Below are 19,222 nucleotides of genomic sequence, written 5' to 3' on the forward strand. Positions count from 1 at the left end.
CCGAATCCGAACCGGACCAGGCCATATGGCCGGGAAGGCGCTCTTGCGCGTTCCCGGCCGATGTGCCTTACGGCCACTGCCTCACGCGGCGCCGCTCACACCGGTGGCCACGGGATGGCGGGCCACTCCCCGCCCGGCTCCGGGTGGACGCCCGAGGTGAGCAGGGCGTCGACCCGGGCGCGGGTGGCGTCCAGCTCGGCGGGGGTGATCAGCCCGGCCAGGCGTTCGGCGAGCGCCCCGCCCTCCCGCAGCCGCTCCTTCAGGCCCCCGAGGACCGTCACGGCCTCCTCGGTGAGGGCTTCGCCGGCCCAGCCCCACAGCAGGGTGCGCAGCTTGTTGTCGACGTTGAAGGTGACCCCGTGGTCGATGCCGTAGAGCCGGCCGTCCCCGGCGGGGAGGAGGTGGCCGCCCTTGCGGTCGGCGTTGTTGATCACCGCGTCGAGTACGGCGAGCCGCCGCAGCCGCTCGTCGTCGGCGTGCACCAGCAGCGCGGTGCGCCCCTCCCCCACTTCGGCGAGGCCGATCGCCTTCCAGCCCGGCGCCGGTTCCTCATCCTCGACGAGGGCCAGCAGCTCGGCGCCTGGGACGGCCTCGATCCACAGCTGGACCATGCCCTCGCCGTACGGCCCGTCGCGCAGCACGGTCGGCGGCACCAGGTCCCACCCGGTCGCCTCGGACACCAGGTAGGCGGCCACCTCCCGGGCGGCGAGCGTCCCGTCCGGGAAGTCCCACAGCGGGCGCTCCCCGGCGACGGGCTTGTAGACGCAGGCCGCCTCCCGGTCCTCGTACGTCACCGTGCAGTACAGCGCCGCGTTGGAGGCGTCCCGGATTTGTCCGCGGACGGTCAGCTCGCCCTCGGCGAGCAGTTCCGCCGGGGTCATGCTCCGCGGCGGTATCCGTTCTGGCGCGGACATACGTGTCCTTCCGGGTCGAGCGGCAGGCTGCACAGCGGGCAGGGCGGCCGGCCGGCGTTGACGACGTCGAGGGCGCGCTTGGCGAAGGCTCTGGCCTGGGCGCCGGTGAGGCGGACCCGCAGCATCGGCGGGCCGTTCTCCTCGTCCTGGAGCAGCCGCTCCTCGGCCTCGGCCAGGTCCTCGTCGGAGTCGGCGTCGAGCTCCACGAGGGCCTGCGCCTCGACGATCATGCGCTGCTCCTCGCCGTCCCAGGCGAGGGCCATCGTGCCGACCCGGAACTCCTCCTCGACGGGGGTGTCCAGGGGGGCGGTGTCGGTGATCTCGGCGGGGGCCACGGCGGGGACGGCGGCACTGCCGCCGCTGCGCCGTACGACCTCGTCGAGGAGTTCGTCCATGCGCTCGGCGAGCGCGGCGACCTGCGTCTTCTCCAGGGCCACGCTGGTCACCCGGGAGCCGGCTGAGGCCTGGAGGAAGAACGTACGGCGCCCGGGCAGTCCGACCGTGCCGGCCACGAAGCGGTCCGGTGGGTCGTAGAGGAACACCTGACGGGACACGTCCTGTCTCCTGGAATCGTCTGGACTTGTGGATCGGCATCGACTTCGGGACCGACTGACCGCTTCACCCTACTGCGGCCGACGATCACGGTGCGCCCGCACCGCCCCCGACGGGTGCGTCCTCGGCCGGGGGCTCCTCGCGCGGCACCAGGGAGGTGAAGTCGCCCGTGTCGCCGAGGCGGACGAGGAACGGGCGCAGACGGGTGTAGCGGATCGCGGTGATGGAACACGGTTCCACAGCGATCCGCTGGAAGAGGTCGAGATGAAGTCCGAGGGCGTCCGCGACGAGCGACTTGATGATGTCGCCGTGCGAACACATCAAGTACACCGCGTCGGGCCCGTGATCGCGCTCCACGCGCGCGTTCCACTCGCGTACGGCCTCGGCCGCGCGGGTGGCCATCGCGCGCATCGACTCGCCGCCCGGGAAGGCGGCGGCCGACGGGTGGGCCTGGACGACCTCCATCAGCGGCTCGTCCTTGAGTTCGGCGAGCTTGCGGCCGGACCAGTCGCCGTAGTGGCACTCCCCGATCCGTTCGTCGGTGTGCGCGGTCAGTGCGGGGCGGGCGTCGAGCAGCGGCCGGATCGTCTCCTGGCAGCGCTGGAGCGGGCTGGTGACGATCTCGGCGAGCGGGAGTTCGGCGAGGCGGGCGGGCAGGGCCGCGGCCTGGGCGGTGCCGCGTTCGTCGAGGCGCACGCCGGGCGTCCAGCCGGCGAGCAGTCCCTCGGTGTTGGCGGTGGAACGTCCGTGCCGGACGAGGATCAGCGTGGGCATGCGGCCCAGCGTAGGCGTACGCCGGAGGGCGTGTGTGAGGTGTGGAAGGGAGAATGCGCTTCGTGATCGTCGACTGCGGCATCTACCGGGAGGGGCATCGCGTGGAGGGTCCTTCGGACCTCTCCGACGCGCTGGACGAGGCACGGGCCGCGGGCGGCTTCGTGTGGATCGGGCTGCACGAGCCGAGCCCGGAGGAGTTCGAGCTGGTCACCGAGGAGTTCCGGCTGCATCCGCTGGCCGTGGAAGACGCCTTGAAGGCCCACCAGCGGCCCAAGCTGGAGGTGTACGACGACTCGCTGTTCCTCGTCCTGAAACCGGTGGTGTACGAGCCGGAGAGCGACGCGGTGTCCTCCGGCGAGGTCATGATCTTCCTCGGTGACGCCTTCGTGGTGACCGTCCGGCACGGCGAGGGCGCGCCGCTGGCCGCCGTACGCAAACGGCTGGAGCGGGAGCCGGAGATGCTGGGCAAGGGCCCCACGGCCGTGCTCTACGCCATCGCCGACGCCACCGTCGACCACTATCTGGAGGTCGCGGGCGAGCTGCAGAACGACCTGGAGGAGCTGGAGACGGAGGTGTTCTCGCCGGACGTGGCCGGCTCGCGGCACACCGCGTCGCGGATCTACACCTTCAAGCGGCAGATCCTGGAGTTCCGCAGGGCCAGCGGGCCGCTGGCCCTGCCGCTGACCCGGCTGGCCGGGAACGGTCCGTTCGGCGCGGCGCCGCCGTTCGTGAACGACAAGGCGCGGCCCTTCTTCCGGGACGTGCACGACCATCTGACCCGGGTCAACGAGTCGGTGGAGGGGCTGGACCGGCTGGTGTCGGACGTGCTGTCGGCGCATCTGGCGCAGATGAGCGTCCGGCAGAACGACGACATGCGGAAGATCTCCGCGTGGGCGGCCATGGCCGCGGTCCCCACGATGCTCGCGGGGATCTACGGCATGAACTTCGAGCACATGCCGGAGCTGCGCTGGGTGTGGTCGTATCCGGCGGTGATCGGTGTCATGGTCGTCCTGGAGGTGCTGCTCTACCGGCTGTTCAAGAGGCGCGGGTGGATGTGAGGGGGGTGCCTCACACGAACTCCGGGGCCGACTCCGCGGGGCCGCCCAGGGCGTTGCGGCGTTCCGGCGTCCTGAGGGAGACCATGCGCCGCCGGCCGCCGAGGCGTTCGTAGGCGTAGACCGCGTGGATGCCCGCCGCGAGCGCCGCGGACTTGGCCTTCGGCCAGTGCAGGAGGCCGCCCATGTGGGCCATGACGGAGAGGCTGACGCCGCGGTACACGCGGATCTCGGCGAGGGCGCACTCGCGCAGGGTGCGCCGGATGGTCCGGCCGTGGCCGGCGCGGGCGAGGCGGAGCAGTTCCTCGTGGCAGTAGGCGAGGTGGGCGTCCTCGTCCCTGGAGATCATCCTGACCGCCCGGCCGAGGTCGGGGTGGTCGGCGAAGTGCCTGCGCAGCAGCTCCATCTGCTCGGCGGCGCGCTGCTCGGTGACACGGCTGTGGGCGAGGTGGACGACGATGTCCCGGACGGTGAGGGGTTCGTCGCGCTCGAGCCTGTCGTGGGCGAGGCCGATGCCGGCGCGTTCCAGCAGCATCGTGTAGTCGGTCTCGGGCGGGACCGGGACGGGGTCGAGGCCGCGCTTCCTCATCAGGGCGTTGAAGATGCGCCCGTGCTTGTCCTCGTCGGCGCCGTGGCGGGTGATCTTGGGGGCGAGGTCCGCTCGCTCGCGGGGACGAGAGCTGCGATGCGGGCGTTCTCCCAGCCGCCCTAAGCCTCACCGCCGGCGGCGATGGAGCAGAACAGGGCGAAGGACTCGTCGTTGTCGAGGATCTCCTGGAACAGGCTCTTGGCCGAAAGCATCTGGAGCACCTCTCTGCAGGGTTCCGCAGGCCGCAAGGAACGAGTCAAATGCGGGACGAGGTGGGCGGCAACAGGTGTGTCGGACAACTCCGCCGAAAGAAGGACCGCCGGGGTGTGCCGGAGGCGTAACCGCCTACGGGGAAGGCGCGTTGTTCCGCGTGACGGCCGTGGCGGGGTGGACCCCCGAGCCCCCACCACGGCCGCGAAATCCTCCGGCGGCGCAACCCGGGGTCCCCGTGTGTCAGGCGAGCCCGGCGCGCTCCAGGGCCTCGGTGCCGGCCCGGAGCGAGGCGATCCGCTCGTCGAGGGTGAAGCCCGCGGGGGCGAGGGTGAGAGTCGTGACGCCGGCCGCGGCGTACGCCTTCATCCGGTCGGCGATGCGGTCGACGGAGCCGAGCAGGGTCGTCTTGTCGATGAGGTCGTGCGGTACGGCGGCCGCGGCGCCCTGCTTGTCGCCGGCGAGGTACTTCTGCTGGACCTCCTCGGCCGCCTGCTCGTAACCCATGCGCCGGGCCAGCTGGTTGTAGAAGTTCTGCTTGCGGCTGCCCATGCCGCCGACGTACAGGGCGGTGTAGGGGCGGAAGGTGTCGGCGAGGGCGGAGACGTCCTTGTCGTCGCCGACGGCGAGCGGCAGGGTCGGGCAGACGTCGAAGCCGTCGAGGGTCTTGCCGGCCTTCTCGCGGCCCGCGCGCAGGTGCTGGATCGCGGTCTCCTCGAGGTGCTCGGCGGCCGGGAAGATCAGCAGGGCGCCGTCGGCGATCTCGCCGGTCTGCTCGAGGTTCTTCGGGCCGATCGCGGCGATGTACAGCGGGATGTGCTCGCGCTGCGGGTGGACGGTGAGCTTGATGGGCTTGCCGGGGCCGCCGGGGAGGGGGAGGGTCCAGTGCTCGCCGTCGTGGGTGAGGCGTTCCCGGCTCATCGCCTTGCGGACGATCTCGACGTACTCGCGGGTGCGGGACAGGGGCTTGTCGAACTTGACGCCGTACCAGCCCTCGGACACCTGGGGGCCGGAGACGCCGAGGCCGAGGCGGAAGCGGCCGCCGGACAGGGAGTCGAGGGTGGCGGCGGTCATCGCGGTCATCGCGGGCTGCCGGGCGGGGATCTGGAAGATGGCCGAACCGACGTCGATGCGGGTGGTCTGGGCGGCGACCCAGGTGAGCACGGTGGCGGCGTCCGAGCCGTAGGCCTCTGCGGCCCAGCAGACCGCGTAGCCGAGGCGGTCGGCCTCCTGGGCGACGGCGAGGTTGTCCGCGTCCATTCCGGCGCCCCAGTAGCCGAGGTTGATGCCGAGCTGCATGGCCTTCCCCTTACTGATCAGTAACGTCCCTTTGTGGGGGTGACCCTACCGGGTGGGTGACCACGGGACGTAGACCTCCCTCAGCGCTGCGCGAACGGTGGGGAACGCGGTCGGGAAATCGGTTGTCCACAGGCAACCCACGGCACCAGTTCCGGCCAGTAATCTCGGCGGACATGGAGCAGAGGCATCTCGGCCGTACCGGCCTGCGCGTGTCCCGTATCGGCCTTGGCACCCTGACGTGGGGCCGGGACACCGACGAGCACGACGCCGCGGACCTCTTGAAGACGTTCTGGGAAGCCGGCGGCACGCTGATCGACACGGCGGACGTGTACGGGAACGGGGAGGCCGAGTATCTGCTCGGACGGCTCATAGACGGGCTGGTGCCGCGTCGGGACCTGGTGATCTCGACCAAGGCCGGGAGCGTGCCGGACCCCGACCGGCGGTTCGACGGGTCGCGGGGGCACCTGCTGGCCGCGCTGGACGCCTCGCTGGCCCGGCTGGGCACGGACTACGTCGACGTGTGGCACATCCACGCGTACGACCCCCGGACACCGCTCGAGGAGACGCTGCAGGCGCTGGACCTGGCGGTGAGCAGCGGCCGGGTGCGGTACGCGGGAGTGTCCAATTTCTGCGGGTGGCAGCTCGCCAAGGCGGCGACCTGGCAGCTGGCCGCGCCGGGCACGCGCACCCGGCTGGCCAGTACGCAGATGGAGTACTCGCTGCTGCAGCGCGGGGTCGAGCGGGAGGTGCTGCCCGCCGCGCTGGACCTGGGCATCGGGCTGCTGCCCTCGTCGCCGCTGGGGCGCGGGGTACTGACGGGGAAGTACCGCAACGCCGTGCCGCCGGACTCGCGGGGCGCGTCCGAGCATCTGGCGCCGTTCGTGGAGCCGTACCTCGACGACATGGCCGGCCGCATCGTCGACGCCGTGACGACCGCGGCGGACGGGCTCGCCGTGACCCCGTTGCAGGTGGCGCTCGCCTGGGTGCGGGACCGTCCCGGCGTGGCCGCGCCGATCGTCGGCGCGCGCACCGCGCAGCAGCTCACGGCGGCGTTGTCAGTGGAGGCGCTTAGTCTTCCTGACGAGATCTGCCGGGCGCTCGACGATGTGTCGGCGCCCGTGCACCGCTATCCCGATCACGACTGGAGCACGCTGTGAGCACGGAGCCGGAGACCACCGAGGACGCCGAGCAGAACACGCCGGCCCCCGAGGCGGAGGGCGGCGTCCCCGAGACAGAGGAGGGGACCGGGGGCGAGCGGCACAGCGGGGCTGAGGGGGCCGAGGCGGCGCGGGGTGCTGGGGCTCGGGGGGCTGGCGAGGAGCGGGGCGCCGGGGGCGCGGAAGCCGGCGGGGCGGACGATGCCCGGTCTGCAGGGGCCGACTCGGCGCGGGATGCCGGGGCTGCGAGGGCCGACTCGACGGGGGGCACCGGGGGTGCGGGGTCCGGCGAGGCGCAGGGCAGCAGGGATGAGGAGGCCGGCGAGGCGCAGAGCGCCGGCGCTGCGGGGACCGACGGGGTGCAAGGCGCCGAGGCCGAGGAGGGCGACGGCGAGCCCGGCTCCGGCGAGGAGGCCGGCGTAACGCAGGGCACCGAGGCCGAGGAAGCCGGCTCGGCGCAGGACGGCGAGGCTGCGGGGACCGGCGAAACGCAGGACACCGAGGCCGGGGAAGCTGACGGCGAGCCCGGCTCCGTCGAGGAGGCCGGCGCAACGCAGGGCACCGGGGCCGAGGAAGCCGGCTCGGTGCAGGACGGCGGGGCTACGGGGACCGGCGAAACGCAGGACACCGAGGCCGGGGAAGCCGACGGCAAGCCCGGCTCCGTCGAGGAGGCCGGCGCAACGCAGGGCACCGGGGCCGAGGAAGCCGGCTCGGTGCAGGACGGCGGGGCTGCGGGAGCCGAGTCGGCGCCGGGCACCGAGGCCGACGGGGCCAGCGAAGGGCAAGGCACCGAGGCCGAGGGAGCCGGCGAAGGGCAAGGCACCGAGGCCGAGGGAGCCGGCGAAGGGCAAGGCACCGAGGCCGAAGGGGCCGGTGAGGGGCAGGTTTCTGAAGCGGAGGCGGAGCTTGCGGCTCAGCGGGTCGAGCGGGAGCGGATCGAGCGGCGCAAGGCGGAGAAGCAGGGGCCCATCGAGAGCGGGGCCAAGCTGAGCGGCAAGGCCGCCGACCTGCTCGCCGCCGTGCGGGCCGTGGAGAGCGGGGCGAAGCCCTCGGCCACGGTGTTCGCCGAGCCCGAGGCGACGGTGCGGCGACCGGCGCCGGAGGCGGTGCGGCGGACCCAGCCGGTGGCCCCGCCCGTCGTCGCCGCGCCCGCGACGGGGACCGTCGAGGGCGTCCGGCGGGTGCTGGCCGAGGGCGGTGCTCCCGAGGCGTTGGCGCCGCAGGCGGCGACCGTGCTCGGGGAGGGCGCCGAGGACCGGCTGCGGTCCGACCCCTGGCTGCTGCTGCGGGTCGGCGGGGTGCGGCCCGAGCAGGCCGACGGGTTCGCGCGGGCGCTGCTCGGCGCGCAGTGCGGCCCCGACGACGAGCGGCGGCTGCGCGCGGTCGTCGTCTGGCTGCTGGAGCAGGCGGCGCTGGCCGGGCACACCGCCCTGGAGCTGCCGACGCTGACCGCCGCCCTGGCCCAGCGAGGCGTGCCCGACCCGGACGCGGCCGTCCAGGACGCCCTCTCCGAGGGCGAGGTGCTGGCCTTCCAGGACGGGCTGGAGGAGTCGGAACCCGCCGAGCCGGAGTCCTCGTCCGGGGAGGGCGAGGAGCGGGCGCCGGTGCGGGTGCTGGTCGGCCTGGAGCGGTACGCGCTCGCCGAGGAGAGCCTCGCCGACGGCATCGGGCGGCTGATCAACTCGGTGCCGAAGGAGGACGGTTCGGGCGCGGAGTGGGAGCGGGCCGCCGCCGCGGCCCAGGGTTCCGCCGCCGAGCTGATCCGGGCGGTCGCCGGGCACGGCCTGGTGCTGCACACCGGCGGTGAGGCGTCCCGCGCCGAGGCCGCGCAGCTGCTGGGCGTCGCGCGGGACCTGGGCCTGCGGGCCTGGGCCGCCGTGCACAGTCCGCTGGGTCGCGCCGGGTTCCCGGAGCGGGAGACGGTCGCTACGGTCGCGGGGCTGCTGTCCGGCGCCGAGGGACCGGGCCGGGACGCGGACGGCGCGCTGGACCTGGATCTGCTGGTCGTGCTCGACGCGCCGCAACTGGACGTGGAGACCGGCGCGTTGCTCGTGGAGTCGCTGCCGGACGGAGCCCGGCTGGTGCTGTCCGGGGACCCGGCGGTGCTGTGGTCGGCGGGGCCCGGGCGGGTGTTCGCGGATCTGCTCGCGGCGCGCAGGGTGCCGCAGATCGCCTCCCGGCGGCCCGACCCCGGACCGCTCGGCGAGCTGGTGTCGGGGATCGGCATCGGTGAGCTGAACCAGGTCGCCGCGCCCGGCAAGGAGATCGTGATCGTGCCGGTGCGGGACGCGGGCGAGGCCGTGCACCGCACGGTGCAGCTCGTCGCGGACTCGGTGCCGCGGGCGATCGGCGTGCCCGCCGAGGAGACGGTGGTCATCACGCCGGGGCACGGCGGCGCGGCCGGCACGCGCGTGCTGAACGCCGCGCTGAAGGAGCGGCTCAACCCCGGGCCCGGGCGCTTCGGCGGCTTCGACCCCGGCGACCGGATCGCCTACTCCCCCACGCCCGGCCGTACGCTGCCGGGGCGGGTGGTCACGGCCGACGCCGACGGGCTGCATCTGTCGTGCGCCGGTGAGGCCGTCGTCGTACCGCGCGAGCGGGTGGAGCAGTGGGTGCGGCACGGGTGGGCGCTGACCGCGCACCAGGCGGTCGGCGGACGCTGGCCCGCGGTGGTCGTGGTCCTGCCGGGCGACGCCGCGCAGAGCCTGACCCGGCCCTGGGTCTACACCGCCTTCGGCCGCGCCGAGCGTCATCTGTCCGTCGTGCACGGCGTGGAGCAGGCCCTGCCGAGAGCGGTCGCGGAGGGCACGGCCAAGCCGCGCACCACGCGCCTGCCCGACCTGCTGCGTCCCGAGGCACCCACCGCGGAGTAGCCGCGCGGACACGGAACGGCGGCCACCGGGGCTTCCCCGTGGCCGCCGTGGTCACCGCCGTCTCGTTCCCGGCGGAACGCCTCAGCGCTCCGCGTCCAGAGGTTCGAGATCCTCGTCTTCGTCCTCATCGAGGTCCAGCTCGTCCTCCTCCAGCTCGTCGGAGTCGGGATCGGCGTCGTCGGGATCGGCGTCGTCGGGACCGTCGTCCTCGTCGGGACCGTCGTCCAGGTCCTCGTCGAAGACCGCGCTGACGTCGAAGCGGCAGACCACCCGCTGGGGGTCGACCGCGTCGAACGGGGCCGCGAGCCATTCGCCGGGCTCCGGGGGCTCGTCGGTGGCGATCACCCACAGCGTGGAATCGCCCTCCTCCAGGCCGAACTCCTTGTGCCGGGTGGCGATCTCGTCCGGTTCGAACTCGCCGAACAGGATGCCGAGCGCCCCGTTGACCGTCTCCCCGCCGTCCGCGTCCGCGTCCGCGCTCGCGTCCGCCGCCTCGACCCGCTGGGCCTGCGCCAGCAGCCGCTGCGGTTCCGCCACCGCGTAGTCGCGGCGGATCAGCACACTCAGCGCGCTCGGTTCCTCGGGCCCGGTGTACGGCGGCAGCGAGTCGTCGGCGCCGGGGATCTCGAAGGGCGTGACCTCGTCGTAGCGGTCGTAGAGCAGTTCGTCGTACGCCTCTGCGGCCGCGGCCAGCTGGTTGAACGCCTCGTAGACGGCCGGGTCGTCCTCCCCCGACCGGCGTTCGACCGCGGCGAGATGGCGGTCGAGCGCGGTCTTGACCGCCTCGGCGGCGGCGCGTACCTCGGCAGCGGTGGGCTGCGCAGCATCAGACATACTGCAGACGCTATCCGTACCGGGCCCCAGCCCGCACAATAGATGCGATGCCGGAATACGAATTTGTCGACGTGTACGTACCGCGCGGGGTCTCCCGCAAGGACGCGACGCGTCTGCTGACGGACCATGCAGAGTACGGAAACTGGGAGTTGCACCGCCTGAGCCTGCTGCGTGACGGCAGCCGCAAGGTGCGGTTGCGTCGACGGATCATCCGCCAGGTGCGAGCCACATGGTGAGGTGAGAGGCGAAACGGAGCGGGCCCCGCCGGTTGGCGGGGCCCGCTCCGTTCTCCGGTGTGGGCGTCACGCCGAGGCACGTGCCCTGCGGTAGAGGACCGCGCCCGCCAGCAGCGCGCCCGCGCCCAGGGAGGCCGCGGCGCCCACCGGCAGACCGCTGCCGGTCTCCGCGAGCTGTTCCCTGCCCTGGGGCTGGGTGACGGACTGGGCGCCAGGCTGGTTGCCGGCCCCCGGGCCGTCGTCGCCGGGCGTCGAGTCGTCCGTGGCGGGCGGTGTGCCGGGATTGGCGGGTTCCTCGGGGTTGCCCGGGGTGCCGGGCTGCTCGGGCGTACCGGGCGGGGTCGTCCCGGGCGGGTTGGTCCCCGGAGGCGTGGTCCCGGGAGGCGTCGTCCCCGGCGGGGTGGTTCCCGGCGGGTTCGTCCCCGGAGGCGTGGTCCCGCCGTCTCCCGGCGGGGTGGTGTGCCCGCCGGAGCCGCCGCCGTCGTTGGCGCACTCGTTGCCCACCACGGCGTTGCCGACGCCGATGATGTCGACGGTGTTGCCGCAGACGTTCACCGGGGCGTGGATCGGCGCCTGAACGTGGTTGCCCGAGCCGACGCCGGGCGAGTCGGAGGCGTGTCCGCCGGCGTGCGCGCCGCCGGAGCCGCCGTGGCCGCCGTCACCGCCCGAGTCGCCGTAGCCGCCCGAGTCGCCGTAGCCGCCGGAGTGGCCGCCGTGGCTGTCGTTGCCGCAGGAATTGCCGGCCGCCGGGTTGAGGAGCCCGACGACGTTGACGGTGTTGCCGCAGACGTTGACCGGCACGTGCACCGGCGCCTGCACGGTGTTGCCGGAGAGCACTCCGGGCGAGCCGGACGCGGCGCCGGCCGCACCCGAGTGCGCCTGGGCCTGACCGCTCGCGACGGCGATCACTCCCGTCGCGGCCGCCACGGTCATCAGTCCCTTGCGGGTGGCCTGTCGCATGGGTGAATCCCCCTTCTACGTCGTGACAGAACCGGATCGATCGCGAACCGGCTCCTGGAAATCCGGGAGAGCGCTCGGCCCCGGAGCGCATGGCGCGTGCTCCGGGGCCGAAGGGCTCAGACCTTCATGAGGTGAGGCCCGACGTCACTTGTTGACGCAGTAGTTGCCGAAGGCGGGGTTCAGCACGCCGATCACCGAGACCGTGTTGCCGCAGGCGTTCACCGGGATGTGCACGGGGACCTGAACAACGTTGCCGGAGACGACACCCGGGGAGTGCACGGCGGCACCCTGGGCGCCGGAGTCGGCGACGGCCATGCCGGCACCGGCGAGAACCAGACCACCGGTGGCAGCGGCGGCGGCGACGACCTTCTTGATCATTATTCCTCCTCGTTGGCAAGGCGATCCCAAGCCGCGGATCGCATCACCAGTAACGAGGAGGGAGTAATAGGGCTACGACCTGATGAGCGCATTCACTCTTCCCAGTCCGCCTCGTACGCGCGGCCGAAAAGTGCAGTCGCGTTTCAGCGGGACGAATCAGGACGCGTCGAGGAACCGGTCGAGCACCCGCACCCCGAACTTCAGCCCGTCGACCGGCACCCGCTCGTCGACCCCGTGGAACATCCCGGCGAAGTCCAGCTCCGGCGGCAGCTGGAGCGGGGCGAAGCCGAAGCAGCGGATGCCGAGGTCGTCGAAGGACTTGGCGTCGGTGCCGCCGGAGAGCATGTACGGCACGGCGCGGGCGATCGGGTCCTCGGCGCTCAGCGCGCTCTGCATGGCGTCCACGAGCCGGCCGTCGAAGTCGGTCTCCAGCGCCTTGTCGGCGTGCACGTCCTCGCGCCGCACCCGCGGGCCGAGGATCCGGTCGAGGTCGGCCAGGAACTCCTCCTCGTAGCCGGGCAGGAAGCGGCCGTCGACGTGCGCGGTGGCCTGGCCGGGAATGACGTTGACCTTGTAGCCGGCGCCGAGCATGGTGGGCGCCGCCGAGTTGCGCAGGGTGGTGCCGATCATCTTGGCGATGCCGCCGAGCTTGGCGAGGGTCTCGTCCATGTTCTCGGGGTCGAGTTCGGTGCCGAGCGCGTCGGACAGCTCGTCGAGGAAGGACCGTACGGTCTTGGTGACCCGGACCGGCCACTTGTGCCGGCCGAGCCGGGCGACCGCGTCGCACAGCTCGGTGATCGCGTTGTCGTCGTTGGTCATCGAGCCGTGGCCGGCCGTGCCCTCGACGGTCAGCCGCATCCAGTGCATGCCCTTCTCGGCGGTCTCGACGAGGTAGAGCCGCAGCTTCTCGTTGACGGTGAAGGAGAAGCCGCCGACCTCGCCGATCGCCTCGGTGACGCCCTCGAAGAGGTCCGGGTGCCGGTCGACCAGGTAGCGGGCGCCGTAGGTGCCGCCCGCCTCCTCGTCGGCGAGGAAGGCCACGACGACGTCGCGCGGGGGCTTGCGGCCGCTGCGCAGCCGGTCGCGGACGACCGCGAGGGTCATCGCGTCCATGTCCTTCATGTCGACGGCGCCCCGGCCCCACACGCATCCGTCCGCGATCTCGCCGGAGAAGGGGTGGTGGGTCCAGTCGGCCGCGTTGGCCGGTACGACGTCGAGATGGCCGTGCAGGAGCAGGGCGGGCCGGGACGGGTCCTCCCCTTCGATCCGGGCCACGGTGGAGGCGCGGCCGGTGTGGGATTCGAAGATCTGCGGCTCCAGGCCCACCTCGGCCAGCTTGTCGGCGACGTACTCGGCCGCCTTGCGCTCGCCGGGGCCGGAGTGGTCGCCGTAGTTGCTGGTGTCGATCCGGATCAGCTCGCGGCAGAGGTCGACGACCTCGTCCTCGCCGGTGACGCCCTGGCCGGTGCCCGTCTGGCTCACGCTGGTTCCTCCCGCTGTCGCCGCTGGTGGTTCCCCCACATCCTGCTCCTTGTGTCTGCGGGGTCCAAGACCGGACCCGGTCCGTCACACGCCGTTCACGTCAGCGGGGGGTGATCGGCCACCCCCGAAAGCCTGGTAATGTTTACGACGTCGCCGCGGGGGAAACCGCCCCGCACGACAGACACCTTGTCCGGGTGGCGGAATGGCAGACGCGCTAGCTTGAGGTGCTAGTGCCCTTTATCGGGCGTGGGGGTTCAAGTCCCCCCTCGGACACCAGCCGGAACCCCCGGTCGCTCAGGCGGCCGGGGGTTCCGTCGTTTCCGGGGCACAGGCGACGGTGCAGCAGAATGGAGGGCATGTCCCGACGCAGCTCGCATCTCCGGCGCCGTACCGCCGCCAGCCCCGCCGGCCGGCCCTCATGCCCTTGCGGTCTCGCTGAGGCCTACGAGGAGTGCTGTGGGCGGTTCCACCGGGGTGCGGGGGCGGCGCCGACCGCCGAGCGGCTGATGCGGTCGCGCTACAGCGCCTTCGTGCGGCGGGACGAGGCGTATCTGCTGCGCACCTGGCACCCCCGGACCCGGCCGCCGGGCGTCGACTTCGACCCGGGCGTGCGGTGGACCGGCCTGAAGATCCTGGACACCAGCGACGGCACCGCGTTCCACACGACCGGCACGGTGACCTTCCGGGCCTCGTACCGGGGCGGCGTGCTGCACGAGCGCAGCCGGTTCGAGCGGGTCGACGGGGCGTGGGTGTACGTCGACGGGGACTTCCCGGAAGGCTGAGCGTCAGGGCGCCAGGATGTCCAGCTCCTGCAGCGCGCCCACGGCGATCTCCCGGGTGAGCTGCTCCGCGCGGTCCGCGTCACGGGCGCGGACCGCCTCCGCGACCCGGACGTGCAGCGTGACGGCGGCCGGGTCGGGGTCCTCGAACATCACGTCGTGCTGGGTGCGGCCGGTCAGCACCTCGGCGACGACGTCGCCGAGCCGGGCGAACATCTCGTTGCCGGAGGCGGTGAGGATGACCCGGTGGAAGGCGATGTCGTGGAACAGATAGCCCTCCAGCTGGTGGCCGCGCGAGTGCGCGACCATGCCGAGCGCGCACTCGGTCAGCTGCGCGCACTGCTCGGCGGTGGCGTGCTGGGCGGTCAGCCGCGCGGCCACCGGTTCGATGGCGGAGCGCAGCACGGTGAGCGAGCGCAGCTGGTGCGGCCGGTCGGCGCCGGCCAGACGCCAGCGGATGACCTGCGGGTCGTACACGTTCCACTCCGCCTTGGGGCGGACCGTGACGCCGACCCGGCGGCGGGACTCGACCAGGTGCATCGACTCCAGGACGCGGACGGCCTCGCGCATCACCGAGCGTGACACGTCGAAGCGCTGCGCCAGCTCGTCGGTGCGCAGGACGCTGCCCGGAGGGTACTCGCCCGCGGTGATCTCGGGGCCAAGGGTGTCCAGTACATGGCCGTGCAGCCCTCGGCCCGTTGTGCTCATGCACTCAGAGTACGGGGCGGGTCACGCGATCAAAAAGTCAGACTTATTCATCACACTCTCTTGAATTCGTCGTACCTAATGCGTTTCAGTATGCCGACATCACCGTGTCGACGAAGACAGCGAGGCAGCGATGAACACCCCCCATGTCGTCGTGGTCATGGGCGTCGCGGGCACCGGGAAGACCACCATCGGTCCCCTGCTCGCCGCCCGGCTCGGCGTCCCGTACGCCGAGGGCGACGACTTCCACCCCGAGGCCAACATCGCCAAGATGTCGGCCGGCACCCCGCTCACCGACGAGGACCGCCTCCCCTGGCTCGACGCCATCGGCGGCTGGGCGGACGGCCGGGCCGGACTCGGCGGGGTGGTCAGCTGCTCGGCGCTGAAGCGGTCCTACCGGGACCGGCTGCGGGCCGCCGCGCCGGGCCTGGTCTTCGTACACCTCACCGGCGACCGCGCCCTCATCGAGGACCGCATGTCGCACCGGCAGGGGCACTTCATGCCCACCGCGCTGCTCGACTCCCAGTTCGCCACGCTCGAGCCGCTCGGTGCGGACGAGGCGGGCGTCTCCGTGGACGTCTCCGGCGGCCCCGAGGAGATCACGCGGCGGGCGGCCGAGGCGCTGGGCGAGCTGCCCGAGCCGGCCCGGTGACCCCGTAGCCCCTTGTCGTCCCCCTCCTTGTTATCCCCCTCCTTGTTATCCCCCTGCGCCCGGCGCTGCCGGGCGCGTCCCCCTCCCCCATCCCCGTCACCTGTTAAGGGAACCCCCGTGACCAGACTCAGCGTCGAGATGCTGGCAGCGGACACCGTCGAGCCCATCACCTCGGCCGGTCATGCCCAGCTGGGCATCGCCGTGCTGGCGGGCATCGCCGTCATCGTCCTGCTCATCACCAAGTTCAAGCTCCACGCCTTCCTGGCCCTGACCATCGGGTCGCTGGCGCTCGGAGCGTTCGCCGGGGCGCCGCTCGACAAGGCCATCGCCAGCTTCACCACCGGTCTCGGCGCCACCGTCGCGGGCGTCGGCGTGCTGATCGCGCTCGGCGCCATCCTCGGCAAGATGCTCGCCGACTCCGGCGGCGCCGACGAGATCGTCGACACCATCCTCGCCAAGGCGGGCGGCCGTTCGATGCCGTGGGCGATGGTCCTGATCGCCTCCGTGATCGGTCTGCCGCTGTTCTTCGAGGTCGGCGTCGTCCTGCTGATCCCGGTCGTGCTCATGGTCGCCAAGCGCGGCAACTACTCCCTGATGCGCATCGGCATCCCCGCGCTCGCCGGTCTGTCGGTGATGCACGGTCTGGTCCCGCCGCACCCCGGTCCGCTGGTCGCGATCGACGCCGTGGGCGCCAACCTCGGTGTCACGCTGGCGCTCGGCGTCCTGGTCGCCATCCCCACGGTGGTCATCGCCGGTCCGGTCTTCGCCCGCTACGCCGCCCGCTGGGTGGACGTGCCGGCGCCGGACCGGATGATCCCGCAGCGCGCCTCCGACGAGCTGGACAAGCGCCCGAGCTTCGGCGCCACCCTGGTGACGATCCTGCTGCCGGTCGTGCTGATGCTGGCCAAGGCGCTGGTGGACATCGTCGTCGACGACCCCGAGAACACCGTGCAGCGCGTCTTCGACGTCGTCGGCTCCCCGCTGATCGCCCTGCTCGCCGCCGTCCTGCTGGGCATCTTCACGCTGGCCCGCCCCGCCGGGTTCTCCAAGGAGCGCGTCTCCGCGATGGTCGAGAAGGGCCTCGCTCCCATAGCGGGCATCCTGCTGATCGTCGGCGCGGGCGGCGGCTTCAAGCAGACGCTGATCGACTCCGGCGTCGGCCAGATGGTCCTGGAGATCTCCGAGGACTGGTCGATCCCGGCCCTGCTGCTGGCCTGGCTGATCGCGGTGGCGATCCGGCTCGCGACCGGTTCGGCGACGGTGGCGACCGTCTCGGCGGCGGGCCTCGTCGCCCCGCTGGCCGCCGACATGTCGACCACCCACGCCGCCCTCCTGGTCCTCGCGATCGGCGCCGGCTCGCTGTTCTTCAGCCATGTCAACGACGCCGGCTTCTGGCTGGTGAAGGAGTACTTCGGGCTGAACGTCGGCCAGACGATCAAGACCTGGTCGGTGATGGAGACGATCATCTCGGTGGTCGCGGGGGCGTTCGTGCTCCTGCTGTCGCTGATCATCTAGCCGCGGTCCGCACGCCGCTCAGGGCCCACCCCCCTCCCGGGGTGGGCCCACTTCGTTTCTTTCTCCTCTGCCGTCCCAACCTGGGCGTAACGGCTTCCCGGAGCACATCGGCGGCCCGATGATGAGGCACACGCGGGGACCATCACATCGGGGGGCGACATGAGGGCTGCGCTGGGGACACGACTCGCGGGCCTCTTCCTGGCCGGCTCACTGACGGTCCTGGCGGCCGCCTGTACCGACGGCGGCAACGGCTCGTCGGACGGCGGGAACGGTGTGAACGGTGGGACGAGCGTCGCGGGCGGCGTGTCGGGCGGAGGCGAGGAGGGCGACTCGGAGGGGCCCGAAGGCTCCGGCGGGACCCTGCCGACGTGGCGGGCGACGGACGACGGCTCCGGTGGGACGTCCGGCGCCGGGGACGGCGGGAAGCGGGGCGACGGAGGTCAGGAGAACGGCGGCGGGGACAACGGGGGCGGGCACCACGGGGGCGGGGACAACAGCGGCGGAGACAACGCGGGCGGAGAGAACGGCGGGAGCGGCAACGGGCACTCGGGCGGCCCCGCATGGCTGCCGCCGGGCCCGCACTCCCCGAACACCGAGGGCCGGCCCGACCCGGAGAGCGTCTACGACGTCCTGCGCGCCCCGTCCCGCTGCCAGGACGCCCTGGACTTGATGCCGGACAGCCTGCCGGACGCCGACTGGCAGGTTCTGCGCGGACTGGCCCAGGCCTGCCTGGCGATCCAGGGCGGAGGCGGCGACTGGGAGACGGCCGCGCGCGACTACTCCGCGGTCGCCGACCGGCTGCGCACCTGCAAGGGCCGCGCCGCCCGCCGGACCCTGGCGGGGCTCCTCGACTTCCACCGCCGCAACCCCACGGCCACCGCCGCGCTGGAGAACGCCCCGGGCGGCACAGCCGCCTGTGACTTCCGGATCACCTCGGTGGACGCGGGCGGCGACACCGTGGCGAAACCCGGTGACACGATCCGGATCACCGTGCAGGGGACGTACTTCGACCACGGCGAGCTGCTGCGGGACGGCTCGGTGCGGATCGGCAGGGCGCCGCAGGACCACTCGCCCGGCTTCGTGTCGGAGGACGGCGACAAGCTGGTCCTGACCACTGTGATGCCGGAGCTTCCCGCGTCCCCGGCGGAGTCGTTCGACGTGGTCGTGCACTACATCCACGCCGAGGCGATCAAAGAGGCCGCGCTGCGCGTCGAAGCCCCCGGCACGGCGGCGACCCCGTGACCGCCTCGGCCCGCCTGCGCCGCCTGCGCACGGCCCTCACCCGCCGCCGTCCCCCGACCCCGGATCCCGTACCCGAGCCGACCCCGGATCCGCCACCAACGCCCCCGCCACCAACGCCGCCGCCACCGCCACCGGACCCCGCGCCCGCTCCCCCCGAGCCCCCCAAGTGGCTCGAACTCATCGGCACCGTCGGCTCGTTCCTCTCCCTCTTCACCGCCGTGCTCTTCTACTTCGGGTGGGCGAGCACGGACGCCGAGACCCGCGCTCTCGGCCTGCGGGACACCCTGTTCCGCTTCTCCACCGCCGACTACCTGCTGCGCAGTGTGGACGCGCTCTACCTCCCGGTGCTCGGGGTGGCGGCCGCGGCTCTGGCGGCGACGGCCCTGCACCAGCGGGCGGAGCGGGATGCCGCACGGGCCGCGCCGGTGTTGCGGTGGCTGCGGCACGCCTGGGTGCCGGCGTTGCTGGTGGTGCCGCTGTACTCCGTCGCACCGGGCGTGCTCACCCTGGTGATCCCGCTGGTCGTGCTGCTCGGCGTGCTCCTCGCCGCCTACGCCCGCACCCGCCCCGAACCGGACGGCCCGCCTCCGCCGCATCGGCGGCGGATCTGGGTGCCGGCCCTGCTGGTGGCGCTGGTGGCCCTGTTCTGGGCGGTGTACGCCTACGCGGGGATCGTGGGGCGTGGCCGGGCCGCCCTGACGACGGCGACGGTGGCCTCGGAGTTCCCGGCCGTGGTGGTGTTCAGCGAGCGTGACCTGCTGATCCGGGGCGGCGGGAGCTGTGTCTCGGCGGTCGACGAGAAGGGCAGCCCGTACCGCTTCCGGTACGCCGGACTGCGGCTGTTCCACGTCTCCGGGGACCGCCTGTTCCTCGTCCCGAGGCACTGGGCGCCGTCGGACGGCACGCTGTACGTGCTGCGCGAGGACGAGGCGGAGGTGCGGGTGGAGTACGTGAGCGGCGGCGTCGAATACCGCGAGCGGGAGTGCGACGAAGCGCTGACCACGCCTTGAGCCGGT

At 72.8% G+C, this 19,222-nt stretch carries 18 protein-coding genes, 1 tRNA gene and 1 pseudogene; 10 read left to right on the forward strand and 10 right to left on the reverse strand.

Annotated elements, in window-relative coordinates; all coding sequences use genetic code 11:
* Positions 1-95: 95 nt before the first annotated feature.
* The 3 genes from AMK31_RS20760 to AMK31_RS20770 all read right to left on the reverse strand — a co-directional run bounded on the left by AMK31_RS20760 (position 96) and on the right by AMK31_RS20770 (position 2,240).
* The gene (locus AMK31_RS20760) at positions 96-881 is read right to left on the reverse strand and encodes an SCO1664 family protein (RefSeq protein ID WP_073942081.1); all 786 of its coding nucleotides are present in this window, start codon (positions 879-881) and stop codon (positions 96-98) included.
* A complete protein-coding gene (locus AMK31_RS20765) occupies positions 878-1,468 on the reverse strand; it encodes a DUF3090 domain-containing protein (protein ID WP_073942082.1) in 591 nt (196 codons plus the stop codon). The genes AMK31_RS20760 and AMK31_RS20765 overlap by 4 nt, the downstream gene beginning before the upstream one ends.
* A gap of 85 nt (positions 1,469-1,553) precedes the next feature.
* Positions 1,554-2,240 (reverse strand): histidine phosphatase family protein, encoded by a 687-nt coding sequence (locus AMK31_RS20770; protein ID WP_073942083.1) that lies wholly within the window; start codon positions 2,238-2,240, stop codon positions 1,554-1,556.
* Positions 2,241-2,302: 62 nt separating this feature from the next.
* Here AMK31_RS20770 and corA point away from each other — a divergent pair, with 62 nt between their 5' ends.
* Complete coding sequence (corA, locus tag AMK31_RS20775) at positions 2,303-3,298, forward strand: magnesium/cobalt transporter CorA (protein WP_073942420.1); 996 nt, start codon at positions 2,303-2,305, stop codon at positions 3,296-3,298.
* Positions 3,299-3,308: 10 nt separating this feature from the next.
* Here corA and AMK31_RS20780 read toward each other — a convergent pair.
* A pseudogene (locus tag AMK31_RS20780) lies at positions 3,309-4,096 on the reverse strand (ferritin-like domain-containing protein).
* 241 nt (positions 4,097-4,337) lie between these two features.
* A complete protein-coding gene (locus AMK31_RS20785) occupies positions 4,338-5,393 on the reverse strand; it encodes an LLM class F420-dependent oxidoreductase (protein ID WP_073942084.1) in 1,056 nt (351 codons plus the stop codon).
* A 173-nt stretch (positions 5,394-5,566) separates the two neighbouring features.
* Here AMK31_RS20785 and AMK31_RS20790 point away from each other — a divergent pair, with 173 nt between their 5' ends.
* Both AMK31_RS20790 and AMK31_RS20795 read left to right on the forward strand, forming a co-directional pair.
* A complete protein-coding gene (locus AMK31_RS20790; RefSeq protein WP_073942085.1) occupies positions 5,567-6,550 on the forward strand; it encodes an aldo/keto reductase in 984 nt (327 codons plus the stop codon).
* A gap of 359 nt (positions 6,551-6,909) precedes the next feature.
* The gene (locus AMK31_RS20795; RefSeq protein WP_073942086.1) at positions 6,910-9,423 is read left to right on the forward strand and encodes a helix-hairpin-helix domain-containing protein; all 2,514 of its coding nucleotides are present in this window, start codon (positions 6,910-6,912) and stop codon (positions 9,421-9,423) included.
* A gap of 81 nt (positions 9,424-9,504) precedes the next feature.
* Here the strand turns inward: AMK31_RS20795 and AMK31_RS20800 are convergent, their stop codons facing one another.
* The gene (locus tag AMK31_RS20800; RefSeq protein ID WP_073942087.1) at positions 9,505-10,257 is read right to left on the reverse strand and encodes a hypothetical protein; all 753 of its coding nucleotides are present in this window, start codon (positions 10,255-10,257) and stop codon (positions 9,505-9,507) included.
* A gap of 47 nt (positions 10,258-10,304) precedes the next feature.
* On the opposite strand from AMK31_RS20800, the gene AMK31_RS20805 reads away from it, so the two are divergent.
* A complete protein-coding gene (locus AMK31_RS20805; RefSeq protein WP_073942088.1) occupies positions 10,305-10,493 on the forward strand; it encodes a DUF5703 family protein in 189 nt (62 codons plus the stop codon).
* Positions 10,494-10,559: 66 nt separating this feature from the next.
* On the opposite strand, the gene AMK31_RS20810 is transcribed toward AMK31_RS20805, so the two are convergent.
* From AMK31_RS20810 to AMK31_RS20820, 3 genes are all read right to left on the reverse strand, one after another.
* Positions 10,560-11,453: a chaplin gene (locus tag AMK31_RS20810; RefSeq protein ID WP_073942089.1), complete on the reverse strand. Its 894-nt coding sequence runs from the start codon at positions 11,451-11,453 to the stop codon at positions 10,560-10,562.
* A gap of 144 nt (positions 11,454-11,597) precedes the next feature.
* Positions 11,598-11,831, reverse strand: a complete 234-nt coding sequence (chpH, locus tag AMK31_RS20815; protein ID WP_073942090.1) for a chaplin ChpH — start codon at positions 11,829-11,831, stop codon at positions 11,598-11,600.
* A 156-nt stretch (positions 11,832-11,987) separates the two neighbouring features.
* Positions 11,988-13,313 carry a M20/M25/M40 family metallo-hydrolase gene (locus AMK31_RS20820; RefSeq protein ID WP_073942091.1) on the reverse strand — a complete coding sequence of 442 codons (1,326 nt, stop codon included), beginning with the start codon at positions 13,311-13,313 and terminating at the stop codon, positions 11,988-11,990.
* A 188-nt stretch (positions 13,314-13,501) separates the two neighbouring features.
* Between AMK31_RS20820 and AMK31_RS20825 the strand changes: the two genes are divergently transcribed.
* Both AMK31_RS20825 and AMK31_RS20830 read left to right on the forward strand, forming a co-directional pair.
* A tRNA-Leu gene (locus AMK31_RS20825) sits at positions 13,502-13,589 on the forward strand.
* 80 nt (positions 13,590-13,669) lie between these two features.
* A complete protein-coding gene (locus AMK31_RS20830; RefSeq protein WP_073942092.1) occupies positions 13,670-14,095 on the forward strand; it encodes a YchJ family protein in 426 nt (141 codons plus the stop codon).
* 3 nt (positions 14,096-14,098) lie between these two features.
* Here the strand turns inward: AMK31_RS20830 and AMK31_RS20835 are convergent, their stop codons facing one another.
* On the reverse strand, positions 14,099-14,800 hold the full coding sequence (locus AMK31_RS20835; protein WP_073942093.1) for a FadR/GntR family transcriptional regulator: 702 nt from the start codon (positions 14,798-14,800) through the stop codon (positions 14,099-14,101).
* A 130-nt stretch (positions 14,801-14,930) separates the two neighbouring features.
* Between AMK31_RS20835 and AMK31_RS20840 the strand changes: the two genes are divergently transcribed.
* The 4 genes from AMK31_RS20840 to AMK31_RS40435 all read left to right on the forward strand — a co-directional run bounded on the left by AMK31_RS20840 (position 14,931) and on the right by AMK31_RS40435 (position 19,216).
* On the forward strand, positions 14,931-15,449 hold the full coding sequence (locus AMK31_RS20840) for a gluconokinase (protein ID WP_073942094.1): 519 nt from the start codon (positions 14,931-14,933) through the stop codon (positions 15,447-15,449).
* Positions 15,450-15,566: 117 nt separating this feature from the next.
* Positions 15,567-16,964, forward strand: coding sequence for a GntT/GntP/DsdX family permease (locus tag AMK31_RS20845; protein WP_073942095.1), 1,398 nt, complete (start codon positions 15,567-15,569; stop codon positions 16,962-16,964).
* 159 nt (positions 16,965-17,123) lie between these two features.
* Positions 17,124-18,206, forward strand: coding sequence for a hypothetical protein (locus AMK31_RS42150; RefSeq protein WP_073942096.1), 1,083 nt, complete (start codon positions 17,124-17,126; stop codon positions 18,204-18,206).
* Complete coding sequence (locus AMK31_RS40435) at positions 18,203-19,216, forward strand: hypothetical protein (RefSeq protein WP_198948527.1); 1,014 nt, start codon at positions 18,203-18,205, stop codon at positions 19,214-19,216. Before AMK31_RS42150 ends, AMK31_RS40435 begins: the two co-directional genes overlap by 4 nt.
* The last annotated feature ends 6 nt before the right edge of the window (positions 19,217-19,222 follow it).

It is taken from the genome of Streptomyces sp. TSRI0107 (genome assembly GCF_001905845.1).
Taxonomy (GTDB): domain Bacteria; phylum Actinomycetota; class Actinomycetes; order Streptomycetales; family Streptomycetaceae; genus Streptomyces.

Bases quoted from the DNA above. Each gene is read 5' to 3' on its own strand.
- AMK31_RS20800 (WP_073942087.1), bottom strand. From the start codon at position 10,257: ATGTCTGATGCTGCGCAGCCCACCGCTGCCGAGGTACGCGCCGCCGCC.
- AMK31_RS20790 (WP_073942085.1), top strand. From the start codon at position 5,567: ATGGAGCAGAGGCATCTCGGCCGTACCGGCCTGCGCGTGTCCCGTATC.
- chpH (WP_073942090.1), bottom strand. From the start codon at position 11,831: ATGATCAAGAAGGTCGTCGCCGCCGCCGCTGCCACCGGTGGTCTGGTT.
- AMK31_RS20810 (WP_073942089.1), bottom strand. From the start codon at position 11,453: ATGCGACAGGCCACCCGCAAGGGACTGATGACCGTGGCGGCCGCGACG.
- AMK31_RS20770 (WP_073942083.1), bottom strand. From the start codon at position 2,240: ATGCCCACGCTGATCCTCGTCCGGCACGGACGTTCCACCGCCAACACC.
- AMK31_RS20835 (WP_073942093.1), bottom strand. From the start codon at position 14,800: ATGAGCACAACGGGCCGAGGGCTGCACGGCCATGTACTGGACACCCTT.
- AMK31_RS20840 (WP_073942094.1), top strand. From the start codon at position 14,931: ATGAACACCCCCCATGTCGTCGTGGTCATGGGCGTCGCGGGCACCGGG.
- AMK31_RS42150 (WP_073942096.1), top strand. From the start codon at position 17,124: ATGAGGGCTGCGCTGGGGACACGACTCGCGGGCCTCTTCCTGGCCGGC.
- AMK31_RS20760 (WP_073942081.1), bottom strand. From the start codon at position 881: ATGACCCCGGCGGAACTGCTCGCCGAGGGCGAGCTGACCGTCCGCGGA.
- AMK31_RS20805 (WP_073942088.1), top strand. From the start codon at position 10,305: ATGCCGGAATACGAATTTGTCGACGTGTACGTACCGCGCGGGGTCTCC.
- AMK31_RS20830 (WP_073942092.1), top strand. From the start codon at position 13,670: ATGTCCCGACGCAGCTCGCATCTCCGGCGCCGTACCGCCGCCAGCCCC.
- AMK31_RS20785 (WP_073942084.1), bottom strand. From the start codon at position 5,393: ATGCAGCTCGGCATCAACCTCGGCTACTGGGGCGCCGGAATGGACGCG.